Source organism: uncultured Thomasclavelia sp. (assembly GCF_944324745.1).
In the GTDB taxonomy this organism is placed as follows: domain Bacteria; phylum Bacillota_I; class Bacilli_A; order Erysipelotrichales; family Coprobacillaceae; genus Thomasclavelia.
This window is the reverse complement of record NZ_CALUXO010000056.1, coordinates 1-22,566: the sequence shown is the minus strand read 5'-3', so window position 1 is coordinate 22,566 and position 22,566 is coordinate 1. Positions and strand designations below refer to the sequence as shown.

Here is a 22,566-nt window from a genome sequence, read left to right as displayed (position 1 = left end):
CTCTACACTTTAATCGACCTGCGCATAACCTTTTTAGTAATTAGCAACACTACTATTAATACAACCCAAATCCCAACACCAAAAATCAATGTATGGATGATATGAATCGGCATTTCGACAATGGCTGGATAAACTTCGATTTGATAAAAGAAAGTTCCATAAACTAAACCGCCAATCAAGACAGCTAGACCAACTCTCTTTAAAATCTTACCAAAATTATTAGGACCTTTGATCATTACAAGAAATCCTAAAATAATCAAAAATAATCCAACTCCAATATCACCTAAACAAACAGCACCAATAATTAGTGTCATCAATGCTACAAGCATTGTTGGATCAAAACGATCTCCTGTCTGGATTGATAAAATATTTTCAAAAGGTTGACTTAACCAGTTATTCTTTGTAAATACTGGTGCGACAATATTTCTATTTTCATAGATATTTGCAGGAAGTTCAATGATTTTGACACTATCAATATCATCAAAACGCGCCTGAACATCTTTAAGTTCGAGACTAGTGAAGAGATAAATGGCTCCTTTATGTGATAAATCGACCACATAACAACATTTATCATATAATTTCTTTAAATTATATACTTGAGTAAACATCTCTAATAATTGTGATTGATATTTGTTTTTAACCCCTTCAAGCTTTTCAGCTGTTTTTTCGATATATTTTTCCATTGCAGCTGATTCTTCTTCTAACATCGCAATAGCTTCATCGATTTTACCGTGAGCAAAATCTGGTAATTCGATCAACTCAAATGCCATTGAAGAAAAAGCATTATCAATTTCATAAATATTTTTTGTTAAACCAACATATACAATCCATACATATTGTTTAGTTCGCTTTAATTCTTTAAAAACAAACTCATAATCACGATAGTATTTTATTTTATCAAACTCACCGATTGGAATCCGTCCAAAACGACAAGTAATAAACTTAGTATTTTTAACATCATCAACACTAATATTAGAATCTTTTAAATTTTTAAGCACGATGATTGCCTGATCATTTTCATCTTTCTCTTTTAAAATATTCTCCTTAATATCAACAATGCTATCAATTTGAGTATTAATTTCTTCAATCAGATTATTAACTGATGATAGATTTATTTCTTTATATTCTTGATCTTGGACATTACTGCTAATATGTAAGCGATCCAAGACATGATATAAATTGTCAAGTGGTTCATTATATGGATTAGTTTGATCCATGACTGAGACCCCTTTTACATTATTTACTATCTTTTTTGAATCTTGAGGAAATAAATCATCTTGATATTCCGTCATTTTAATCAATATCTTGATTAAATCTTTAAATTCAAAAGAGACATTAAAGAAATGGGTTTTTATAATTGCCATAATAATCCTCCTACGCATAAATCAGCGTTTCTTCAATACTTGAAGCGTCACGCTTATATCGGATACCTTCGATAATATGTTTCAAATTATCAATTTCAATCTTTTGAAGGATCGAATAAGTCAAATATACTAGTGGCGCACTTCCTGAAAAACGCATATGCCATTTTGCAATATTATATTTAATTTCCTCAATATAATATTCAATATATGGATAATCATTTTCACCTAAATAAACATTATATTTAGATTCAGATAAAAGTTTTATCATTGCCTCTGCGTCACGAGACTCAATCAACTGATCATACATTTTCAAAGAAATACGAGCTGATTGAAGGAATAATGAATTTCTGATCGCCTCTTCAGTTTCATTAAAGTATTTTTTATAGCGATATATCTTAGTAATATTAGCTAATTCAATCGATGTATTGATTAAATCCAACAGTTCTCTTTGTTCCTTACCACGAAAATATTTTTTTATCAACTCCACGTAAACTTGATAATATAAAGTCTTTAATTTTCGCTCTAAACCATTGATATCAATCGGCGTCGTAAAATCAAAATCAACTAAGATCGGATAATAACGCGTTCTTTTTAAATAAGTGACTAAATCTTTATAATTATCAACATTAATTAACCCATAGATATTAAAACTCATCTTATTGGCTAAATAATCAGGAATTTCCAGAGAAAAACTAGCCTGATCTTGTTCTTTAATACTGATAATTTTATCAACAATCAAATCTACTTCAATCGCCACAATTTCCTGACGATAAAAATCGAGATTTTTAGCTGGTGCATATTTCATCAACCGGGCACATCTATTGAAATACTCTTTATTTAAAGCAGCTTCAAGTTGATGACGGTGAACATTACGCACATTCAATTCTTTTAATGCATCACTATAATTCGTTTGCGTTTTTAAATAAGTGACCATATCACCAAGTGTCTGTTTACGACATAATTCGCTATAAGCTTCTTCTTTTAGACGGTTGCCATACATTGCCTTTGCTTTAGCACATAAAGCATTTGACGATAAAGCCATATTTTTTCACCTTCTTACTTTAAACACCTTGTAACAATCTCGTCTACCCAACGATCTTTATTTTCGTTGTAAAGTTTTTCGATTTTTGCCAGTGTTTCTTGATAGTTTTGTTCTAGTTGTTTAGCATCAGCTTTGTTTTTGTCCATTAATTCTTCTTTATGTTTTTCAATCTGCTGATTTTGTTCTTTAACAAAGCTATCGTAAATCTCTTGTCTTTTAGCGTTCATGTTAGTTTGAGCATCTAATTTCTTCGCTTTAGCCGCTTCAACACGTTTAACACATTCGCGATCTACGTCGACTAATCTTTGAATTACATCATCCATAAACATAATCCCCCTTTACTTGTGTTTAGTATACTCCTAAATTTTTAAAATGCAACGATAATAATATATCATATAAAAAAAATTTATTAATAATAAATTTTTATAGTTAACCATAATCTTAATGATATATTTTAAATTGTAACGTCAATTGCTACACTAAATAACAAAATTGTTCCAAAATATCTGCTGTCTTTAAAATTTGACTCATTTTTTAATAAATTAAAAGCGATTGACTCTAGATCTAACTTTGGCTACAATCTACATCAATCGACTTAATTTTCACTTTGATATGCAATCTTTAAAACGAGTCAATCAATGTTAACACAAAACAAATATCAATGTAAGAACTTTTTTATTTTTACCTGATTTTTTTATTTTAACACTTAAAAACTAAAGAATTACATTTTTCCTAAAATTGGAAAGTTTTTTTCATTAATTATCAGCTTCCATTAAAATTCCAAAAACTCGGCGAATAAATGGCCCTGCAATTACAAATTGTAACGGTAAAGCCACAACAAAATTACGAACAACATTCATTAAATAAACTTGTAATAAATTATGACCTAACCCATTTTGTTCCAAAGCCCCATATAAAGACATCAACAACACCATTCCACAAACCATGAAAAATGATATTGTCAAAATTTTAAAGATATCTTTACTTTGATAACTAACAATTTTAAAAGCAAAAAACTTAGCTATTTTAGAAACAATAAACCAATCACACAAGATTGCAAATAAATAAGCTAGTGGGAATCCTAACCATGCTTCCTTGATAGATGTCATAGTAAAACCTACATGTAAGCTCACATTATAAACACTCATCCAAAAAACCATAAATGCACACATAAAGATTGTAAAAATTAAACTTTCTTTTTTATTTGTTGGCATAAAACTCTCCTCCTTAATAAAAATAGTCATTTGTCTAAACCATAACTTTCGCTACAATTTTAGCCAAATGACCAAATCATCACTACCATTATTTAATCTATGTAATGCGGTTATAGATACTAACATAAAAAAATAACTTATGTAAGTATTTTTTTTATTTTTTTACTTTTTGGTAAAATCGACAAAATTTACTTTTTTATTTGAGGATATTGTTTGATTATGCTAAAGTAGTATTTAGTGAGGTAGTTGTATATGATAAAAGAAAGAATTCAAAAATTACAAAATTTAATGAAAGAAAATGGAATTGATTTATACATCATTCCTACTAGCGATTATCACCAAAGTGAATATGTTGGTGAATATTTTGCTGCTCGTAAATATATGTCAGGATTTACTGGTTCTGCCGGTACTTTAATTGTTGGTCTTGACAATGCCTATTTATGGGTTGATGGACGCTACCATATCCAAGCTGAAAAACAGCTCGCTGGCAGTGGTATTACTCTAATGAAAATGGGACTGGCCAATGTTAAAAGCATTGCTCAGTTTTTAGATGAAAATCAAGATAAAACATTAGGATTTGACGGTCGTGTTTTATCTTATGAAGAAGTTAAAAACTTCAAAAATCCCATCAAGACTGATTTAGATCTTGTTGCAAAGGTTTGGGAAGATCGCCCTAGCTTATCAAAACAGCCAGCTTTTATTTATGATGAAAAATACTGTGGTGAATCTAGAGCATCTAAATTACAACGTTTACGTCAAGCAATGAAAGATTGCCAACATCATATCATCACTACTTTAGATGATATTGTCTGGTTATTTAATATCCGTGGTAATGATGTTCCTTGTAATCCTGTTGTATTATCTTATGCTTTGATCAATCAAGATGATGCATATTTATATGTTCAAGATGGTGTTATTGATTCAAAAACTGAAGCAATTTTAAAACGTGATGGTATTTATATAAAAGAATATAATGCTATTTATGAAGATGTTAAAAAATTAACTGGTAAAGTATTACTTGATCAACAAACTGTAAATTATGAACTTTGTCATAATTTAAATTGTGAAATGGTTAATTCAATTAATCCAACGCAATATTTCAAAGCCATCAAAAATGAAACTGAAATCAAAGCAACTAAAAATGCCCACATTAAAGATGGGGTTGCAGTTACTAAATTTATGTATTGGCTTAAAACTAATGTTGGTAAAATTGATATGGATGAAGTTAGTATTTCGGATAAATTAGAAGACTTCCGGCGTCAACAAAAAGATTTCTACGATTTAAGTTTCGATACAATTTGTGCTTATAAAGAAAATGCTGCATTAATGCACTACAAAGCTCAAAAAGAGATTTGCTTAAAAGTTACTGACTCTAATATGTTATTAATTGATTCTGGAGGGCAATACTTAGATGGAACGACTGATATTACTAGAACATTTGTTTTAGGACCTATCAGTGAGATTGAACGTCGTGATTATACGATTGCCTTAAAAGCATTACTTAGATTACAAAATGCTCATTTTGTTGCTGGTACAACTGGACCTAATCTAGATTTATTAGCACGGGAAATGGTTTATAAATATAACTTAGATTATCGTTGTGGAACTGGTCATGGTGTTGGTCATTTCTTAAATGTTCATGAAGGGCCAAATGGATTTAGACCTCATGATCGTCCTGGATTTGCACCTATGTGCGCTTTCGAACCAGGAATGATTACAACTGATGAACCAGGTATTTATATTGAAAATAGTCATGGTGTTCGTCATGAAAATGAATTATTATGTGTTGCTGTAGCTGAAAATGAATATGGTCAATTCTTAGAATTTGAACCAATTACTATGGTTCCTTTTGACCTTGATGGTCTAGATCTAAAATTATTATCAGATCATGAAATCAAACAATTAAATGATTATCAACAATTAGTCTTTGATACTATCAGCCCATATCTTACTAATGAAGAACGCAGCTGGTTACAAGCTAATTTATTAGTTAAATAAAAAATCAGGAAATTAAACTTCCTGATTTTTTTATTTACTTAAATATGTTGCTACAAAAATCAACCCATTAATTAAAATAGGGAAATATAAATGGCGATACTTGCCAGGTTGCCTGCATCCAATCCAATCAGGATGCTTAGACAACAACCAAATATAACCACAATGCAAAACAAAACCAGCCATTGAATTAATTAAGACAAATGTCCAGCGATTGATATATGTAACACTGCCAAAGATCCCAATATGGAAAACGATCGTTTCAGGAATCAATGATTGAAAAACTACATAAACAAGCACGGGAATAAAACATAAATAACCATACTTTATTTTATCCATTAAATTTTAATCTCTCCATATTCATCAATCTCATATTCAATTACTCGTCCCTGATTTAAAGAAGCCTGAATATTAATTAACCTTTGATTACTAGAACCACGATATAATAGCGCTAAACTTCTTTTATTGATATCAAAGCGACCATCCACCAGCATATCACCCATTTTTAATAATGATAACTTTAAAGGATCAGCAATTATTTCTTCATAAGTATAGCCACTATATATTACAATATTTAAATTCTTCTTTTTTACTTCCTGACAAATATATTTTAACGGTTCAACTTGTAGCATTGGCTCACCACCAGATAATGTTATACCATCTAACAAGGGATTTTGAAAAATCTCAGCTAATATCTGATCACAATCTTTCAAATAGCCACCATCTAAAGCATGACTTTCAGGATTATGACAGCCAAGGCAATTGTGCAAACAGCCTTGGGTAAAAATAGCATAGCGCAACCCTGGTCCATCAACAATCGAATCGTTAACAGTACCAAATAACCGTATTTTCATAGATATTACTTACTTTCAATATTATGTTTTACTCGGTCTTTTTCTTCTGCTTTTTTACCATCATTAAAGCGATCAAGATTACCAACTAAATATCCAGTGATTCTTCGAATTCGTTCAAAACCATGATGCTGGGCTTCGCTGCGACCACATAAAGGACATACATCATCAATAATGCCATTATAACCACAAACTGGATCACGATCGACCGGATGATTAATTGCCCCATAACCAATCCCATTATCATGCATAGCCCGAACGATTTTTTCAAATGCCGCAATATTTTTTGTTGGATCGCCATCCATTTCAATATAACTAATATGTCCCCCATTAGTCAATTCATGATATGGGCCTTCAATTTCAATCTTTTTATAGGCACTGATTGGATAATAAACCGGTACATGGAAACTATTAGTATAATAATCACGATCAGTGATTCCTTCTAATTCTCCAAATAACTTTTTATCCATTTTAACAAACCGTCCTGATAAACCTTCAGCTGGTGTGGCAATCAAACTAAAATTCAAATTATACTTTTTAGTTGCTTTATCCATAGCATTTCGCATATGACCAACAATTTGTAATCCTAAAATTTGAGCCTTTTCACTTTCGCCATGATGATAACCAATTAGTGCTTTCAATGTCTCCGCTAATCCAATAAACCCAACCGTTAAAGTTCCATGTTTTAAAACTTCGCGAACTTCATCTTCCGGTTTTAATTTATCACTATCAAGCCAGACCTTTTGACCCATTAAAAATGGATAATTCATGACTTTACGACGACATTGAATCTCAAAACGCTCTAACAACTGATTGATACATAAATCAAGCATTTGATCTAATTTATCAAAAAATTCGTTAACATCACCACGACTGCGAATAGCAAGACGAGGTAAATTAATTGAAGTAAAACTTAAATTACCACGACCAAAACTAATTTCTTTATCAGGATCATAAACATTACCCATCACCCGAGTTCGACATCCCATATAAGCAATTTCCGTTTCAGGAGTTCCTTTGTAATATTGTTTATTAAATGGCGCATCAATAAATGAAAAATTAGGAAATAAACGTTTCGCCGAAGTACGACAAGCTAATTTAAATAGATCATAATTAGGTTCACCTTTATTATAGTTAATTCCTTCTTTTACTCTAAAAATCTGAATTGGAAAAATTGGAGTTTCTCCATGTCCTAAGCCAGCTTCAGTTGCCAGTAAAATATTTTTCATGACCATTCTTCCTTCACTGGAAGTGTCCATTCCATAATTGATAGAACTAAATGGTACCTGGGCTCCAGCTCTTGAATGCATGGTATTTAAATTATGAATAAAAGCTTCCATCGCCTGATAAGTTTCACGATCAGTTTCTTGATAAGCGTTTTTAGTTGCAAAATCGATGATCCGGTCAATATTTTCATTAACCTGGTTTTGTTGCAACGCTTTTTTTAAAGCCGTAAGATATTCATCATTTTGATCTAATGTTGGTTTTAAAGTTAATGATTTTTTTAACTCTTTTATTATTTTTTCACCATCTAAATCATTTAATAATGTAATTGCTTTAGACAGATTCTGATAAAAATGCTTATAATACGATTTGGCAACCCCAGGGGCCATGCCATAATCAAAATTAGGAATCGCTTGTCCGCCATGTTGATCATTTTGATTTGATTGAATCGCTATACAGGCTAAAGCAGCATAAGTAGAAATACTATTAGGCTCTCTTAAAACTCCATGTCCTGTTGAAAAACCACCTTTGAATAATTTAACGATATCAATTTGACAACAAGTTGTCGTTAAGGTTAAAAAGTCCATATCATGGATATGAATATCTCCATTAATATGTGCTCTGGCATGTTTAGGATTCAAAACAAACATTTCATTAAATTGTTTAGCCGCTTCTGCTCCATATTTTAACATTGTTCCCATTGGGGCATCAGCATTGACATTAGCATTTTCCCGTTTTAAATCACTATCTTTACTATCAGCAAAAGTTATCTCCTCAAATGTTTTCATTAAACGAGAACGCATATCCCGTTCCCTAGTTCGATTAGCCCGATATAAAATATAAGCTTTAGCAACTCGAACATATCCTTTTTCAATCAAAACTTCTTCAACAGTATCTTGAACCAGCTCAACAGTTGGTAATTCGCTTTTTTTCTTTTCTAGTTTTATTTCAACCACTTTAGCTATATCCATAGCCTTTTTTAGGTCATATTTGCCACCAGTAGCTTGAAAAGCCTTATAAATAGCTCCGGCAATTTTATCTAACTCAAAAGCTACTAGGCGCCCATCTCTTTTACGAATATTTTCTATCATATCTCTTCCTCCATGTATTATATAGTATAGCGTATTTTCATCTAGAAATCATTTCAGATACTCCTTTGCTAAAGATATTTTAACATGGAATCAAAAGGCTTCCAAACACCAACACCCTGTTTAAAACCTTTTATTGGGCGTTAAAAAAGATGTCGAAATTATTCGACATCTGATAAATCTTCACCATTGCTGGCAATAACTTTTTTATACCAATAGAATGATTTCTTTTTACTTCTAGAGAAATCTCCTTCATGAGCATTATTATAATTTACATAGATAAATCCATAACGTTTATCATATTCACCTGTTGAAGCTGAAACGATATCAAATGGTGACCACATTGTATATCCTAATAAGTCAACACCATCATAATCAACAGCATCACGCATTGCTTCAATATGTGATTTGAAGTAATCGATACGATATTGGTCATTAATTGTTCCATCTTCTTCAACTTTATCGTAAGCACCGAATCCATTTTCAACAATCATCATTGGTAATTCAAAACGATCGTTAAACCAGTTTAAACACCAGCGAAGTCCAAGTGGATCAATTTGCCATCCCCAGTCACTAGCTTTAAGATAGGTATTGCGAACAAAATCTTCTCCAGAGTAATCAAATGTTTTTTCATTACGTCCTTGATACTTAGTTGCAAAAGACATGTAATAAGAGAATCCAATATAATCAACTTTTCCTTCTGATAATATTTTTTCATCTTCTTTAGTAATAAAGTCATATCCTTTTCTTTCGAATAATTTCAACATATGTTTTGGATAATGCCCTCTAGCATGAACTTCAACATACCAATATTTTTGATGCATAGCTCCTAAAGCATTCATAACATCTTCAGGATTTGGTGATGCTGGATAAACCCCATTCATTCCAATCATACATCCAACTTGTAAATCTGGATTAATTTCATGAGCAGCTTTTACAGCTAAAGCAGAAGCTACTAATTCATGATGAGCTGATAAATACATTAAGTATTCAGGATCATCGCCTTCTTTTAATAATATAGCACCTTCTTGAATTAAATTATGTTGAGTATAATCAGCTTGATTATTGATTTCATTAAAAGTCATCCAATATTTTACTTTATGTTGATATCTTTTAAAACATACTTTAGCAAACTTAACAAACATATCGATGGCTTCACGATTTCTAAAACCACCATATTCTTTGGCAAGCGCCCAAGGCATTTCAAAATGGCTTAAAGTAATGACTGGTTCAATTCCATATTTATGACATTCATCAAATAAATCATCATAGAATTTTAAACCTTCTTCATTTGGTTCTTTTTCATCTCCACGTGGGAAAATTCTTGTCCAAGCAATAGAAGTTCTAAAAGCCTTAAATCCCATTTCGGCCATTAAAGCAATGTCTTCTTTATAACGATGATAAAAATCAACCCCAACATGGTTTGGATAATCTTCACCTTCGATAACTCCATCAGTTAAACGACGTGGAGCACCAGTAACATTATCTCCGGCAGTTTCAACGTCACTACAACTGATTCCTTTGCCACCTTCTTGCCAGGCACCTTCACATTGATGAGCAGCTACAGCACCACCCCATAAAAAATCTTCTCTAAATCCCATATCTTTACCTCTTTTCTAAAAATATAACTATCTTTATTATATACTAAAAAGGCATTTTTTTTAATGCCTTTTTTGGGATTTATAAAAGATATTTATTTACTTGAACCTGATAATTTCGATAAATAGCAACGATATATCCAGAGGCAATTTTTTCCACTAATCCATAACGAAATAATTCTTCCTGATTTAAATTATATTTCGTTACTAACTGATGCATTATTTCACGAGCCTGCTGCTTATTTAAACGATTTGACCACCAGCGTTTGGGTTTGACTTTAGCTAAACGCAAGTAATCTTCAATCAATAAATCTTCATATTTTCCAGCTGTATATTGATTTAAATAACTAAACAATTCATCATTTTGAAATTTAAATTGTTTAAAACCATGACTAAAATAATACTGACCTAGATCTAAAAAGAAATAAAATGGTGATTTAACTTCATCCATTATTTTATTCATTGTCAGGGGCATTTTACCACTGTTCCAAAATTTCTCTAACATTTCTTCAACTAAATGAATTTTATCAATATCTTCACTCGACAAATCATGACTTTGCTTTAATTCATATGGAGGATCTTGATCATAGACATAACCATACTCGTTAGCTTCAATTCGTAAGCTGGTTCCTCTTAACAGCTTTAAAAAGCCTAATTGCAATTCTTTAGCTCGAAAAGCAAAGACATCATCGAAAGATTTAGCAAACCGTTTTAAATTTTCTAACGGCAAACCAGCAATTAAATCTAAATGAAAATCAATCTTATGATTTTGCTGCAACTGTCTAATAACATCACTTAATCGCTTGAAATCCTGATACCGTCGTACAATTTCATTGGTTGGTTCATAAGTTGATTGAATTCCAATTTCAAAACGCAGTAAACCATTAGGAGCATACTGGTTAATATAATCAATAATCTTTTGATCTAATACATCACCATTGATTTCAAATTGAAACTGCATATCCTTTCTAGCATGAGTAAAAATATATTCTAAAATTGCTAGAGCATGACTGGTTTTAGCATTAAAACTGCGATCGAGCAATTTAACCGTTTTAACTCCACTATCAATGATCAATGACAACTGTTTTTTTAAATAATCCAAGCTAAAAAACCGTAATCCTTTTTCTAATGAAGATAAACAATATTGGCATTGATAAGGACAGCCGCGACTTGTTTCAAAATAAAGAATCCGATTAGCCATATCTGGTAAATCCCGTTTTAAAATATATGGCGAATCTAATGATTCAACATAACTTAGATCAACTGGTTTACTTTGACGATAATCACGATGTTCTTTTGATGAAATTCCTTGAATTTTGACTGGTTTATTTTCCCTTAAGCAATCAAGCAATTCCTTAAAAACAACTTCCCCTTCTCCACTAATTAAATAATCAATAGCAAAGTTATCTAAGAAATAATCAATTTCATAACTTACTTCCGGTCCCCCGACAATAATGATCAATTCAGGAGCTAATTGTTTTAATCTAGTAATTAACTGTTTTACTAAAGCCACATTCCAAATATAAACACTAATTGCTAGAACATCAATCTTTAAAGATAAGATATCAGTGACTATATGTTCTAAATCATCTTTGATCGTATATTCTTTAAAATCAATATCATGATAATCTTTAGTAGCTACATATAGTAATCTAACAGCTAAAGATTTATGAATATACTTAGAATTTAAGGTTGTAATTAAAGTTTTCATATTCACCTCTTATTTTTTGTATTTATTAAAATAATCTAGGGAAACCCTAGATTATTGTTCTTCTAATTCTGGCATAACATTGTTGTATAAGCAATATTCTTCAAAAGTCCAATTGTTATCAACAATTTCCTTAGCTACATCCTCACCGACATAACGTAAATGCCAAGGTTCATGAGCAATACCGGTAATATTATCAGTACCATTTTCAAATCGGATAATAAATCCGTATTTATAACAGTTTTCAACTACCCATTTATATTCCTCAGTATCACCAAAAGTGATTCTTTGTCCATCAACAACGCTTTGAGAAGTCAAATCAATTCCTAAACCAGTTTGATGTTCACTGGCACCTGGCTGTGCTACATATTCAGCCGCATATTGACCACCATAACGAGTTTCAAAATCTTGATAAATAGCTACTTGTGTTTCATAAGAACGATAAGCACTATTTAATACTAATTCTAATCCCTCTTTTTTAGCCGCTTCATACATTTTAGTTAATGCCTCTGATGTTTCTGGAGTCATTTGTGAATTTTCACAATCAGGAGCTACTGGAATTTCTGGTTCCACTAGTTCTGGTTCATAATCTTCTGGCAGATAGAATCCTTTTTTTACTAGAGTTAATAATTCATCAGGATTTGTAATCGTATAGCTTTCCTGAGGATCTCCGTTACTAGAAATAATAAATGGATAATTAGTAATACATACCGCATAATTGTAATCTTTATAATTAGCATAAGCACTAATATAAGCTTCTAATTTTTGAATCTTATAGCCTTTAACTTTTTGATAAGGTTCTAAATCACTGGCACTATAACTGTGATCGATCAAATATTGGAAATCATCTTCAGTTGCACCATCTTCAATCAAAGTCCAAATATCATCATCATTATATGATAAACTTTCTAATTTTGGTACTTGATTATCATAAAGATTATCAACATATGTAACTACATCTACGTAGTCTAAATCATCGTTTAATGAATAATATCGTTCATATTCATCATAATATTCAACATTTTCTGATTCTTCGATCCAGTTGACAATATGATCCATTTTATCATGTGAAAGAATTTCACTTTCTTCTTCACTAGTCAAAGATAAAATTTCACTAGCTTGAGAAAAAGAATATCCTTTCATCAATAATTGAATTCTAGTTAAATTCAAAACAATGACGATTGCAATAATCACTACAGCAACAATAACTCCAACAATTGCTACCCGACCAACTCGTAAATGACGGCGACTAGATCCATAACTGCTATAATAACCATAGTCTCTTTTTTTTCTAAACATTCTTTTTATTACTCCTTTATTTATAACTCTTTAAATAATCTTGACGACCAATTTCATATTGATCATTTCCATCACTATCAATTATTACTACTAATGGCATATCTTCAACGACCAAACGGCGAATCGCTTCAGGGCCTAAATCATCAAAAGCAATTACTTCGCATTCTTTGATACAATTAGACATCATCGCTCCAGCGCCACCAATAGCCCCAAAGTAAACACCACCATATTTAACAATTGATTCTTTAACAGCATCTTGTCGATAACCCTTTCCAATCATGGAACGAAGTCCATGTTTGATCAATCGAGGAGCATAAGCATCCATGCGTCCTGATGTTGTTGGTCCACCACTGCCAAAAACCTGACCTGGTTTATTAGGGGTTGGCCCAACATAGAAAATCACCTGATCTTCTAATGGAAATGGTAATTCTTTATTTTCATCTAATAGTTTCATCAATCGTTTATGAGCAGCATCACGACCAGTATAAATAACCCCGCTTAATAATACTTCATCACCAGCATGCAGCTGTTTAATTTTAGTGACCGTTAAAGGTGTTGTTAGCTTAATCATAATCTAGCCTCCTTATGTCGCGCTACATGGCAACAAATACTTACAGCTACCGGCATTCCAGCAATGTGCGTTGGATAGGTTTCAATATTCAATGATAATGCCGTTGTCTTACCACCATAGCCAGCTGGACCAATTCCAGTAGCATTGATCATATCTAATAATTCGCTTTCTAAAGCAGCATAACGGCTATCGCGATGATGAGTACCAATTTCACGCATCATCGCTTTTTTGGCAAGCATCGTTACTTTATCAAAAGAACCACCGATGCCAACACCAATAACCATTGGTGGACAAGCATTAGGACCAGCATCGTTAACAACTTTTAAAACAAAGTCTTTAACACCTTCGATTCCATCACTTGGCTTTAACATTTTAATTTGCGACATATTTTCAGAACCAAAACCTTTAGGAGCTAAAACAATTTTAAATTCATCCCCAGGAACAATATCATAATAGATAATAGCTGGTGTATTATCTTTGGTATTGATTCGATCAAACAAAGGATCATCAACCACTGATTTTCGCAAATATCCCGCTTCATAACCTTGACGAACTCCTTCGTTGATAGCCTCATTAAGATTACCAATAACATGAACTTCCTGACCAATAGTTACATAGACAAAAGCCATTCCGGTATCTTGACAAATAGGCATTGTTTTATCATGCGCCAATTGAGCATTTTCTATAATTACATCTAATGTTTTCTTAGCTAAAGGATAAGGTTCCTTTGCTGTCATTTTTTTTATTGTTTGAAATACATCATCTGGTAAATCACATGCAGCCTCAATGCACAGTGATTTAACCGTTTTAACTATATCTTCACATTTTATTTCTTTCATTTATTTTTCCTTTCATAAAAAAAGGTTAGTGCCTTTTTTAAATAATATTTTCTTGAATATTTGGATAATATAAAGAATAATATCTAAGTGACATTAACTCAACAGTTGTCAATAAAGTATGTTTCCCCGTTTTACGTTGTTTACTATCACCTAATACGATAGTATAATCAACATTGATATTAATATCAAGTCCTGGATTGTTGGTAATTAAAACAACTTTACAACGAGCTTTTTTTAGATATTGGACTACTTTACTACTATTATTCAAATAAAAACCATTTACCGAAATTATAATGGCCACACTATTAGCATCCAATGAACGAGCACATTCAATTTGACGTTCAGTTTCCATATAGGCCATTGTGAATTTTTCTAACATCAATAAGTCGGTTTGAAAATGTAAAGCTGCCGAATGAGAAAACTGAGTTCCAAAAAACGCCACTGATTCACTATCATGAATCAATGCTAATACTTTATCAATAACATCCCAATCAAGATAATCTGTTAATTTGGAAACTGCCTGACAAACTTGTTCACTATAATATTTTGTCGATGCCTGAGGATCATCTTTCATAACACTTAAAGGAACATTGATCAAATTGTTGAACTTTTTATCATTTGAGGCAAACGAAGCGCATTCTTGTTTCAAGTGAGCAAAATTTTCATAACCAAGAGCCCGACAAAACCGTGAAATCGTTGCCGGTGAAACATAGCATTCTTTGGCTAATTGACTAATTCCCATCTTAGCCACTTTAGAAAAATTATGAGCCATATACCAGGCAATATTATAATTGGTATCAGCTTCACTTGCTGTATCTAAAAAGATAATCAATCGATAAAACAAACTCTTCATATGCGTTCCTCCATTTATGTGTATTATACACTATATTTATTTATTTTAAAATAGCCCGATTACCGGTGCTAAAGAATAAATTTCACATAATTTACCATATTTATCTTACAATTTTACCAACCTTTTATTATATATTATAAACGTAGTCAAAAGATATTCGATTTTCCCTTCAATATGATGACTACAAGATATAACGATATCCTTCCCTGATATCATATATTATTAGTATCCTTTCCCTGATAACTAATAAAGAATGACAAGTGTTTTCCCCACTTGTCATTTTATTTTTGCAAAACTTCCTGATATACTCGTAAAACATTACGATAAAAAACTTTAGCAACTTCTTCTTCACTTAATCCTGCTTTTAATAAAGCCTCATGTAATAAAGGCATCATTGAAGCATCTTTAATTTCTAAATTTTGACTAATACCATCAAAATCCGTTCCTAAACCAATATAATCAATACCAACTAAATCACGGATATATAAAATATGTTTGACCATATCTGCTACACAAGAACGTTCATCACCAGTATCTGATTGCTTTAAAAAATCACCACAGAAATTAATTCCCATTATGCCACCGCGACTTGCTAATTTTTTTATCATATCATCAGACATATTACGAGCCACATCACAAACACTGCGACTATTACTATGAGATGCTACAAATGGTTTCGTAGTATATTTTAATACATCATAAAAACCGGCATCACCTAAATGAGAAACATCAATAATAATTCCTAATCGTTCCATTTCCTGAATATACTTAATTCCAAATTCAGTTAATCCTTTTTCTGTATTAATATTTTTTAAACGATCAAAGCCTTCACCTTCAAGCATATTTGGATAACCTATTCCATTAGGATAGTTCCAGGTTAGTGTAATCATTCTAACCCCTAATCGATAATAATTACGTAAAATAGCTAAATCATCATTGACAACGGCTCCTTCTTCCAAAGTTAGCATCGCTGACATTAAATTATTCTTTTGATTATCAATAATATCTTGATAACAATATACCGGTTTAATTAAATCACTATTTTTTTCAATTTCTCGATAATATAAATCTATTAATCGCTGAGCTTTGGTCAACGGATCTAACTGATCATTTAAATCAACAAACATGGCAAAATTTTGTAATAAATAATCTCCTTTTACCATCTTATTTAAATCTATATTATAACCGTTATCACGTAAGTTACCACCTTCACTATAAATCCTTAAAATCGTATCACAATGCATATCAGCAACTTTCATCCAACTCACCTCTTTTAAATTAATATGTTACAATTTGTTATTTATTCAATCCTAACTGATTATCTATAATTATAACTTTATAAATTCCTGTTTGCAGTTATAATTCAATTTCCATTTCCTGATAATCTTTTGTTAAGTCCTGATAAGTTTTTAACCAACTAACCGCTTCGTAATATTCTTCTTCATTTAATAATTCATCTAAAATATCACGATAAACTAAAGCACAGACATCATAAATACTTTGCCATAAAGCATCAAATTCATTTTCGACACCTTTTTGAATATCAGCCTGTTCGCTTTCTTGATAAGCTACTAATTGGCGACCTGTTTTAAAGGCTTCTTGTAATCTTGCATCCATTCTAACTCCTCCTGTTTCATTCTTAGAGAAATTATAACATTTATTTATTAAATAGCGATACTTCTTAACATCTTTTTTATGATGATAGAAAAAAACCTGTAAGACTTTTTGTCTTACAGGCTTCTAATTAACTTATTTTCTTTTGACGACGGCGATACATATATAAACCACCGATCATAATCATCAATCCTGAACCAGCCATTAAAACTAACAACATTCTAAGGTCACTTTGATCACCAGTTTTAACTGCTAATAGATTATCATACATGACTACTTTTTGAATTTCTCCAGTATCTTCAATCGTAAATTTAACCATTTCAGCTAAGGCATATCCTTTAGGAGCTGCAGTCTCTACCAAAGTATATTCTTGACCTACATGTAAGCCTTTGATTAAATGAGGTGAAGTTGTAGAAACCCACTCATCGACAATATTTCCTTGACTATCTTTAACTAGTAATGAGGCTCCTGGTAATTCTTGTTGATTAGTTAAATCAATTTTAGAAATTTCTACTTTAGTTATTTGATTTTCAATCGTTAAAACAACATCTTGATCGGTAACTTTAAATTCTTGACTTTGAGCTGTAGCATAACCTAATGGAGCAGCAATTTCTTTGCAAAGATACGTCTTATCAGTTTCTAGATTCCAAGCCAGATGATAGGTTTCATTACCATTAATATCAATATAATGATAGCTGGTAGTTTCTTTTGTTTCTAACTTTAAAATAAAATTATCTTCATCAGGATAAATAGTATAACTAGTTAACGCTTCATCTGATAATTGGCCAGAAACTGTCTCTTGATTTTGCAGCTTTTGTTGCAATTCTGGTGTCATATCAAATAAATGTTGCCTAGAAGTCCAGCTATCAACAATTTCACCAGTACTTTGATCGATTATTTGTAACTTAGCTCCTTCTAACAGATTACCGTCTTCATCGACCTTAATCACTTTCGTTACGGTATCGACCATCGTAATATTTTGACTGTCGGTAGTATTTTTAACAGTAAATTCAATATCACGACTCAAATTATAACCTAATGGACTTAATTCTTCATGTAAAATATAGGTTTGTCCAGCAGTTAATCCTTGAATTGTATGTGGCTCGTTCGTTGAAATCCACTGGTCTATCACTTGACCATCGAGATCAATTATCTGCAATTTAGCTCCGGCAACTTCATTACCGGCCACATCAGTTTTATAAAATTGTAAATCCGTTGGTCGATTTTCCAATTCTAACTTTAATGAATATTCTTTCGTAGTATCATCATCTTGTGTAAAAACAACATCATATTTTTGGTTATCTAAAACTAGTCCGGGCAATGTTTCAATTTCTTGTAGCTGATATTTAGTTTCTCCAACCCCCATTGGTAAATCAGAAATCTTTAAATAACCATCTTTCGATAAATTATATTCACCAATGGTTGCTCCTTTTCCATAAATTACACTGCCATCGATTGGTGAGATTATCTCTTCTTTGGCTGTTAATTTAAATTTAATCGCAGAAAGATCATCAATATCAGTTAAGTTAGTATCACTCTCTTTTGAAACAATCGATTTAAATATTTCCAACATTGCTTTAGGACGACTATTGACAACATTAATTTCCAATAAATAATCACCATCATCATCTTGATTATAATCACGAATATTTTCAACTGTAAACTCAATCGGTGCTGTCAATGATAAAAAACCTGCTGGTGTCTTAACTTCTTCCAGATAATATTTTCCAGGATCTAATTGAAGTGGTAAAATTACGGTTCCCGGTGAATTATCAGGATTTACATAACCACTACTAATAATGAGATTATCACTGTTAGTAGTAAAAGTATCATAATTTTTACCACTTACCTTTTGGACTACTGGTTCACCAGCCTGATAGATAACCTGTCCATTTACAACAATATCCTCTTTAGCTTTAATTTGGAAAACAGCACTGTTTAAAGAAACTATTTCGTTTGTTTCTTGATCACGTTTAATTAATTTTAGCTGCGTAGTCATTGGGCGATTATTAATATCGATCGTTTTAATTTGTTCTATATCCTTATATTCACTATAATCATCACTAATAGTTATCGTAAAGTCAGGAGCGGTTAGATAATCTTTAGGCGTTTTAGTTTCCTTTACTAAATAAGTACCATATGGCAGATATTTAGTAGTTGCTTTACCATCTTCATCACTAGTAATAACATCATAAGTCAAGGCATTGTCCCATCCAACATGATCAACTTCACTTTTAAGTTTGAAAGTAAATTCACAGCCCTGCAGACCTTTGACAAAACCACTTATCCCATCTTTTTCACCAGATTTATGAACCTGGATTTTTTGCATATTGACCCGATCAGAACTTTTCGTTGTTTTAATTACTTTACTTACCGTTTGATCTTCATATGTCAATGCGACATCTATCGTTTGATTATTTAAAACAAGAGAATCATTACTTTGAATCTCTTTTAGATAATAATTACCTAGGTGCAAATTATCAAAAACTATTTTTCCTTCATTATCAGTTGTCTGTTTATCGATCAACTCATCTTGATTATAATAAGTTATGGTCTTAGCCTGATTAGTGATTTTTTCTTTAGCATATAAACCATAGACATTTCCTGACAAAAAAGCTTCACCAGTTTGGCCATCAGTTTTAGAAGAATCAATTTCTTTAGTCAATTCAATTCTACCAAGGGGTTCTTGATCACTGATGCTTTGACTAGTTGTTTCATTAGCATTAATAGTTACTTTAAAAATTTCACTATTTAATAAATAACCCTCAGGAGCACTAATTTCTTTTAACTCATAAGTTCCTAATGGTAAATTATTAATGACAATTTTTCCCTCTTTAACGGTTATATTTTCTAAATAACCATCATAACTGGTAGATTTTAACTCAAAAACTGCTCCGTCAATTAAATCTTGATTAGTATTAGTTTTACTAAGTTCTAAATTTCCTGTATCTAACCACTTAACTGTATAATTAACAATAGCACTATCATAAGCATAACTACCATGAGTCTGGGTATTACCACTACCATAAATTGCCAACGGAACAAAACGATTGCAGTTATTTCCCGCAATATTACCACTAGTATAATCGCCACTTAAAGACATTGGTGCCGTCAAATAAAAACTTTGCCCACCATTAACAGCTACGACCCCAGTGCCACTAGTACCCGTTGTAACATTATGAAGCGTGACACCATCTTGTAAAGTAACATTAATGGTTGCATTTTCACTGGCAACAAAGGTAACTGTATTGGTTTTCTGGTTTCGGTTGTCCACATCAAAACTTGCCGTTAGATTATCACTTAAGTGAGGGGCGATTGGTGCTGGTAAACTGGCAATATAATTATATAATCCTTTTAAACCAATCCCCAAACTTTCTAAACCATCCAAATCAACACCCATCATGTCACCACTATAGGCAATCGATAGTAAAACATGGGTATATAGATAATGGGTTTCCCCAACGCTTAAACCATCATCACTAAGGCCAGTTCCGGTACCATCTAAATTTCCTGGCAAAGCTGCAGGTCCCCCATATCCATAATACAATAACTTACTGACCATCTCGTTGGAATCAATTAATTCCTGAGCTGTTTTTTCACCGGCTCCCGGGCTAGTTTTACTTGACTCCAGACAATATGACCACTGACCATTGAAAGTACACATCCAGGTACTCCATTGTTTGACTCCTAGTTTTTGAGCCCACCATTTAGGATAATCTAATTCTTTAACTCGAGTAAATGGTCCGGTATAGCTAGTTGCATTGATCGTTTGCATATTTCCAATCGTACAAGTAAAAACCATCAATAATATCACTAATAATTTTAAGATTTTCTTACTTCTAGCTTGCAATTTCCTCATTTAAATTCCTCCTTAAAATAAAAAAAAGCATTCAACAATGCTTAATACAGGGATCACGACAAAACATTTTTTATTCCTCGCTTTCTATTAAATTAATGGAAAATAGAAAAAGTACCCAAAATTGCTTGGGTACTTGTCTTTGATATTTAATTTTCCATGGCTTTATCTTATCATTTGTGATGATAATTGTAAAGCCAGCTAAATAGAAGTAAGAAATGATAAATTGATTGTTTTTTATTAAATGTATAAATATTTAGATATTTATTTCGTTTTTTCCAAATTTATTGATATAATTTAGAAACTAACATTAAACAAATTTAAAACAAATTTGATAAAAATTATAGACATTCTTTTAAGATTTCAAAGATCTCATCATGAGTTAATTGTTTACAGCAACCTAGAGTAATATTTGATGAATCAGCAACTTTTCTTAACATATCAACATCAGTTATATTCATTTCAGTAAGGGTAGTTGGTAAACCAATTTCTTTAATGAAAGCTGCTAAAGCTTCAATTCCTTTAACTGCAGTTTCTTCCATCGTTAAATTAGTATCATCAATACCCCAGACAACTTTTGCATAACGAGCAAACTTGCTTAAACCTTCTTTATAAATATGTCGATATAAAACTGGATGAATAACTGCTAACCCTTGTCCATGATTACAATCAGTATAAGCACCTAATTGATGTTCAATTTGATGAGCCTGGAAATCAGTTACTTTACCTAATTTTAAAATACCGTTTTCAGCCATTGCTGAATCCCACATCAATTCACTACGAGCATTTACATCTTGTGGATCTTTGATTGCTGCTTTGATATTTCTAATAGTATTGACCATGATGGCTTCATTAATTTCATCAGAAACATTATTTTCTAATGGTTTACCAAAATAAGTTTCCATAGCATGACTTAAAGTATCAAACGCACCTGAAATTACCTGTTTCATGGGAACTGTAAGAGTATATTCAGGATCTAAAACGGCAAATTTAGCTAATGCTCCTAACATTCCAACTTTTAATTTATATTCTTCATTGGTAATTACAGCACCATTATTCATTTCAGAACCAGTACCAGAAGCAGTAACTACGGCTGCCATTGGTATAAAAGCGCTTGGAAATTGACTTTTTTTAAATTCCATATTCCAAATATCTTCATCACTTTTAGCTTGGGCGCTCACAATTTTACAACAATCAATGACTGAACCACCACCAACTGCAAGAATATAATCTACTTGATTATCTTTAGCTAATTTAGCTCCTTCTTGAACTTTAGCATAAGTTGGATTAGGCATGATTCCAGAAAATTCTACAACTTGTTTTCCAATGTCATTAAGTTAAGATGATAAAATTTTAGCCAGGAATTATATGTAAATATATTTTTCCTGGTTTTTAATATTTATTCAAGCTAAAAAAGTGTAGTCTTGAAACTACATTTTTCAAGGTATAT

At 31.7% G+C, this 22,566-nt stretch carries 18 protein-coding genes; 1 reads left to right on the top strand and 17 read right to left on the bottom strand.

What is annotated here, in order from left to right:
• Positions 1–2: 2 nt before the first annotated feature.
• From Q0K54_RS07375 to Q0K54_RS07360, 4 genes are all read right to left on the bottom strand, one after another.
• Positions 3–1,364: a hypothetical protein gene (locus Q0K54_RS07375; RefSeq protein WP_294579723.1), complete on the bottom strand. Its 1,362-nt coding sequence runs from the start codon at positions 1,362–1,364 to the stop codon at positions 3–5.
• Positions 1,365–1,374: 10 nt separating this feature from the next.
• Entirely contained in the window at positions 1,375–2,406 is a 1,032-nt protein-coding gene (locus Q0K54_RS07370; RefSeq protein ID WP_294579720.1) for a V-type ATPase subunit, read from the bottom strand.
• A gap of 14 nt (positions 2,407–2,420) precedes the next feature.
• Positions 2,421–2,729, bottom strand: coding sequence for a hypothetical protein (locus tag Q0K54_RS07365; protein WP_294579717.1), 309 nt, complete (start codon positions 2,727–2,729; stop codon positions 2,421–2,423).
• A gap of 432 nt (positions 2,730–3,161) precedes the next feature.
• Positions 3,162–3,620 (bottom strand): DUF2798 domain-containing protein, encoded by a 459-nt coding sequence (locus Q0K54_RS07360; protein WP_294579714.1) that lies wholly within the window; start codon positions 3,618–3,620, stop codon positions 3,162–3,164.
• Between the two features lie 252 nt (positions 3,621–3,872).
• Here Q0K54_RS07360 and Q0K54_RS07355 point away from each other — a divergent pair, with 252 nt between their 5' ends.
• On the top strand, positions 3,873–5,618 hold the full coding sequence (locus Q0K54_RS07355) for a M24B family metallopeptidase (RefSeq protein WP_294579711.1): 1,746 nt from the start codon (positions 3,873–3,875) through the stop codon (positions 5,616–5,618).
• A 30-nt stretch (positions 5,619–5,648) separates the two neighbouring features.
• Here Q0K54_RS07355 and Q0K54_RS07350 read toward each other — a convergent pair whose 3' ends face one another.
• The 13 genes from Q0K54_RS07350 to Q0K54_RS07290 form a co-directional block, all read right to left on the bottom strand.
• The gene (locus tag Q0K54_RS07350; protein ID WP_294579707.1) at positions 5,649–5,954 is read right to left on the bottom strand and encodes a hypothetical protein; all 306 of its coding nucleotides are present in this window, start codon (positions 5,952–5,954) and stop codon (positions 5,649–5,651) included.
• Positions 5,954–6,469, bottom strand: coding sequence for an anaerobic ribonucleoside-triphosphate reductase activating protein (nrdG, locus tag Q0K54_RS07345; protein WP_294579706.1), 516 nt, complete (start codon positions 6,467–6,469; stop codon positions 5,954–5,956). The genes Q0K54_RS07350 and nrdG overlap by 1 nt, the downstream gene beginning before the upstream one ends.
• Positions 6,470–6,474: 5 nt before the next feature.
• The gene (locus Q0K54_RS07340) at positions 6,475–8,781 is read right to left on the bottom strand and encodes an anaerobic ribonucleoside triphosphate reductase (protein ID WP_294579703.1); all 2,307 of its coding nucleotides are present in this window, start codon (positions 8,779–8,781) and stop codon (positions 6,475–6,477) included.
• 158 nt (positions 8,782–8,939) lie between these two features.
• Positions 8,940–10,379, bottom strand: coding sequence for a 6-phospho-beta-glucosidase (locus Q0K54_RS07335; protein WP_294579700.1), 1,440 nt, complete (start codon positions 10,377–10,379; stop codon positions 8,940–8,942).
• A gap of 79 nt (positions 10,380–10,458) precedes the next feature.
• Positions 10,459–12,087, bottom strand: coding sequence for a B12-binding domain-containing radical SAM protein (locus Q0K54_RS07330; RefSeq protein ID WP_294579697.1), 1,629 nt, complete (start codon positions 12,085–12,087; stop codon positions 10,459–10,461).
• A gap of 51 nt (positions 12,088–12,138) precedes the next feature.
• The gene (locus Q0K54_RS07325) at positions 12,139–13,383 is read right to left on the bottom strand and encodes a M15 family metallopeptidase (protein WP_294579695.1); all 1,245 of its coding nucleotides are present in this window, start codon (positions 13,381–13,383) and stop codon (positions 12,139–12,141) included.
• Positions 13,384–13,399: 16 nt separating this feature from the next.
• Positions 13,400–13,954 carry a Fe-S-containing hydro-lyase gene (locus Q0K54_RS07320; RefSeq protein WP_294579693.1) on the bottom strand — a complete coding sequence of 185 codons (555 nt, stop codon included), beginning with the start codon at positions 13,952–13,954 and terminating at the stop codon, positions 13,400–13,402.
• The gene (locus Q0K54_RS07315; RefSeq protein WP_294579690.1) at positions 13,951–14,793 is read right to left on the bottom strand and encodes a fumarate hydratase; all 843 of its coding nucleotides are present in this window, start codon (positions 14,791–14,793) and stop codon (positions 13,951–13,953) included. Before Q0K54_RS07315 ends, Q0K54_RS07320 begins: the two co-directional genes overlap by 4 nt.
• A 37-nt stretch (positions 14,794–14,830) precedes the next feature.
• Complete coding sequence (locus tag Q0K54_RS07310) at positions 14,831–15,646, bottom strand: MurR/RpiR family transcriptional regulator (RefSeq protein ID WP_294579687.1); 816 nt, start codon at positions 15,644–15,646, stop codon at positions 14,831–14,833.
• Positions 15,647–15,927: 281 nt separating this feature from the next.
• Positions 15,928–16,905 carry a dipeptidase gene (locus Q0K54_RS07305; protein WP_294579684.1) on the bottom strand — a complete coding sequence of 326 codons (978 nt, stop codon included), beginning with the start codon at positions 16,903–16,905 and terminating at the stop codon, positions 15,928–15,930.
• Positions 16,906–17,002: 97 nt separating this feature from the next.
• Entirely contained in the window at positions 17,003–17,263 is a 261-nt protein-coding gene (locus Q0K54_RS07300) for a hypothetical protein (RefSeq protein WP_294579681.1), read from the bottom strand.
• A 127-nt stretch (positions 17,264–17,390) separates the two neighbouring features.
• Positions 17,391–21,119: a SpaA isopeptide-forming pilin-related protein gene (locus Q0K54_RS07295; RefSeq protein ID WP_294579679.1), complete on the bottom strand. Its 3,729-nt coding sequence runs from the start codon at positions 21,117–21,119 to the stop codon at positions 17,391–17,393.
• A gap of 338 nt (positions 21,120–21,457) precedes the next feature.
• Complete coding sequence (locus Q0K54_RS07290) at positions 21,458–22,444, bottom strand: iron-containing alcohol dehydrogenase (protein WP_294579822.1); 987 nt, start codon at positions 22,442–22,444, stop codon at positions 21,458–21,460.
• Positions 22,445–22,566: the final 122 nt, after the last annotated feature.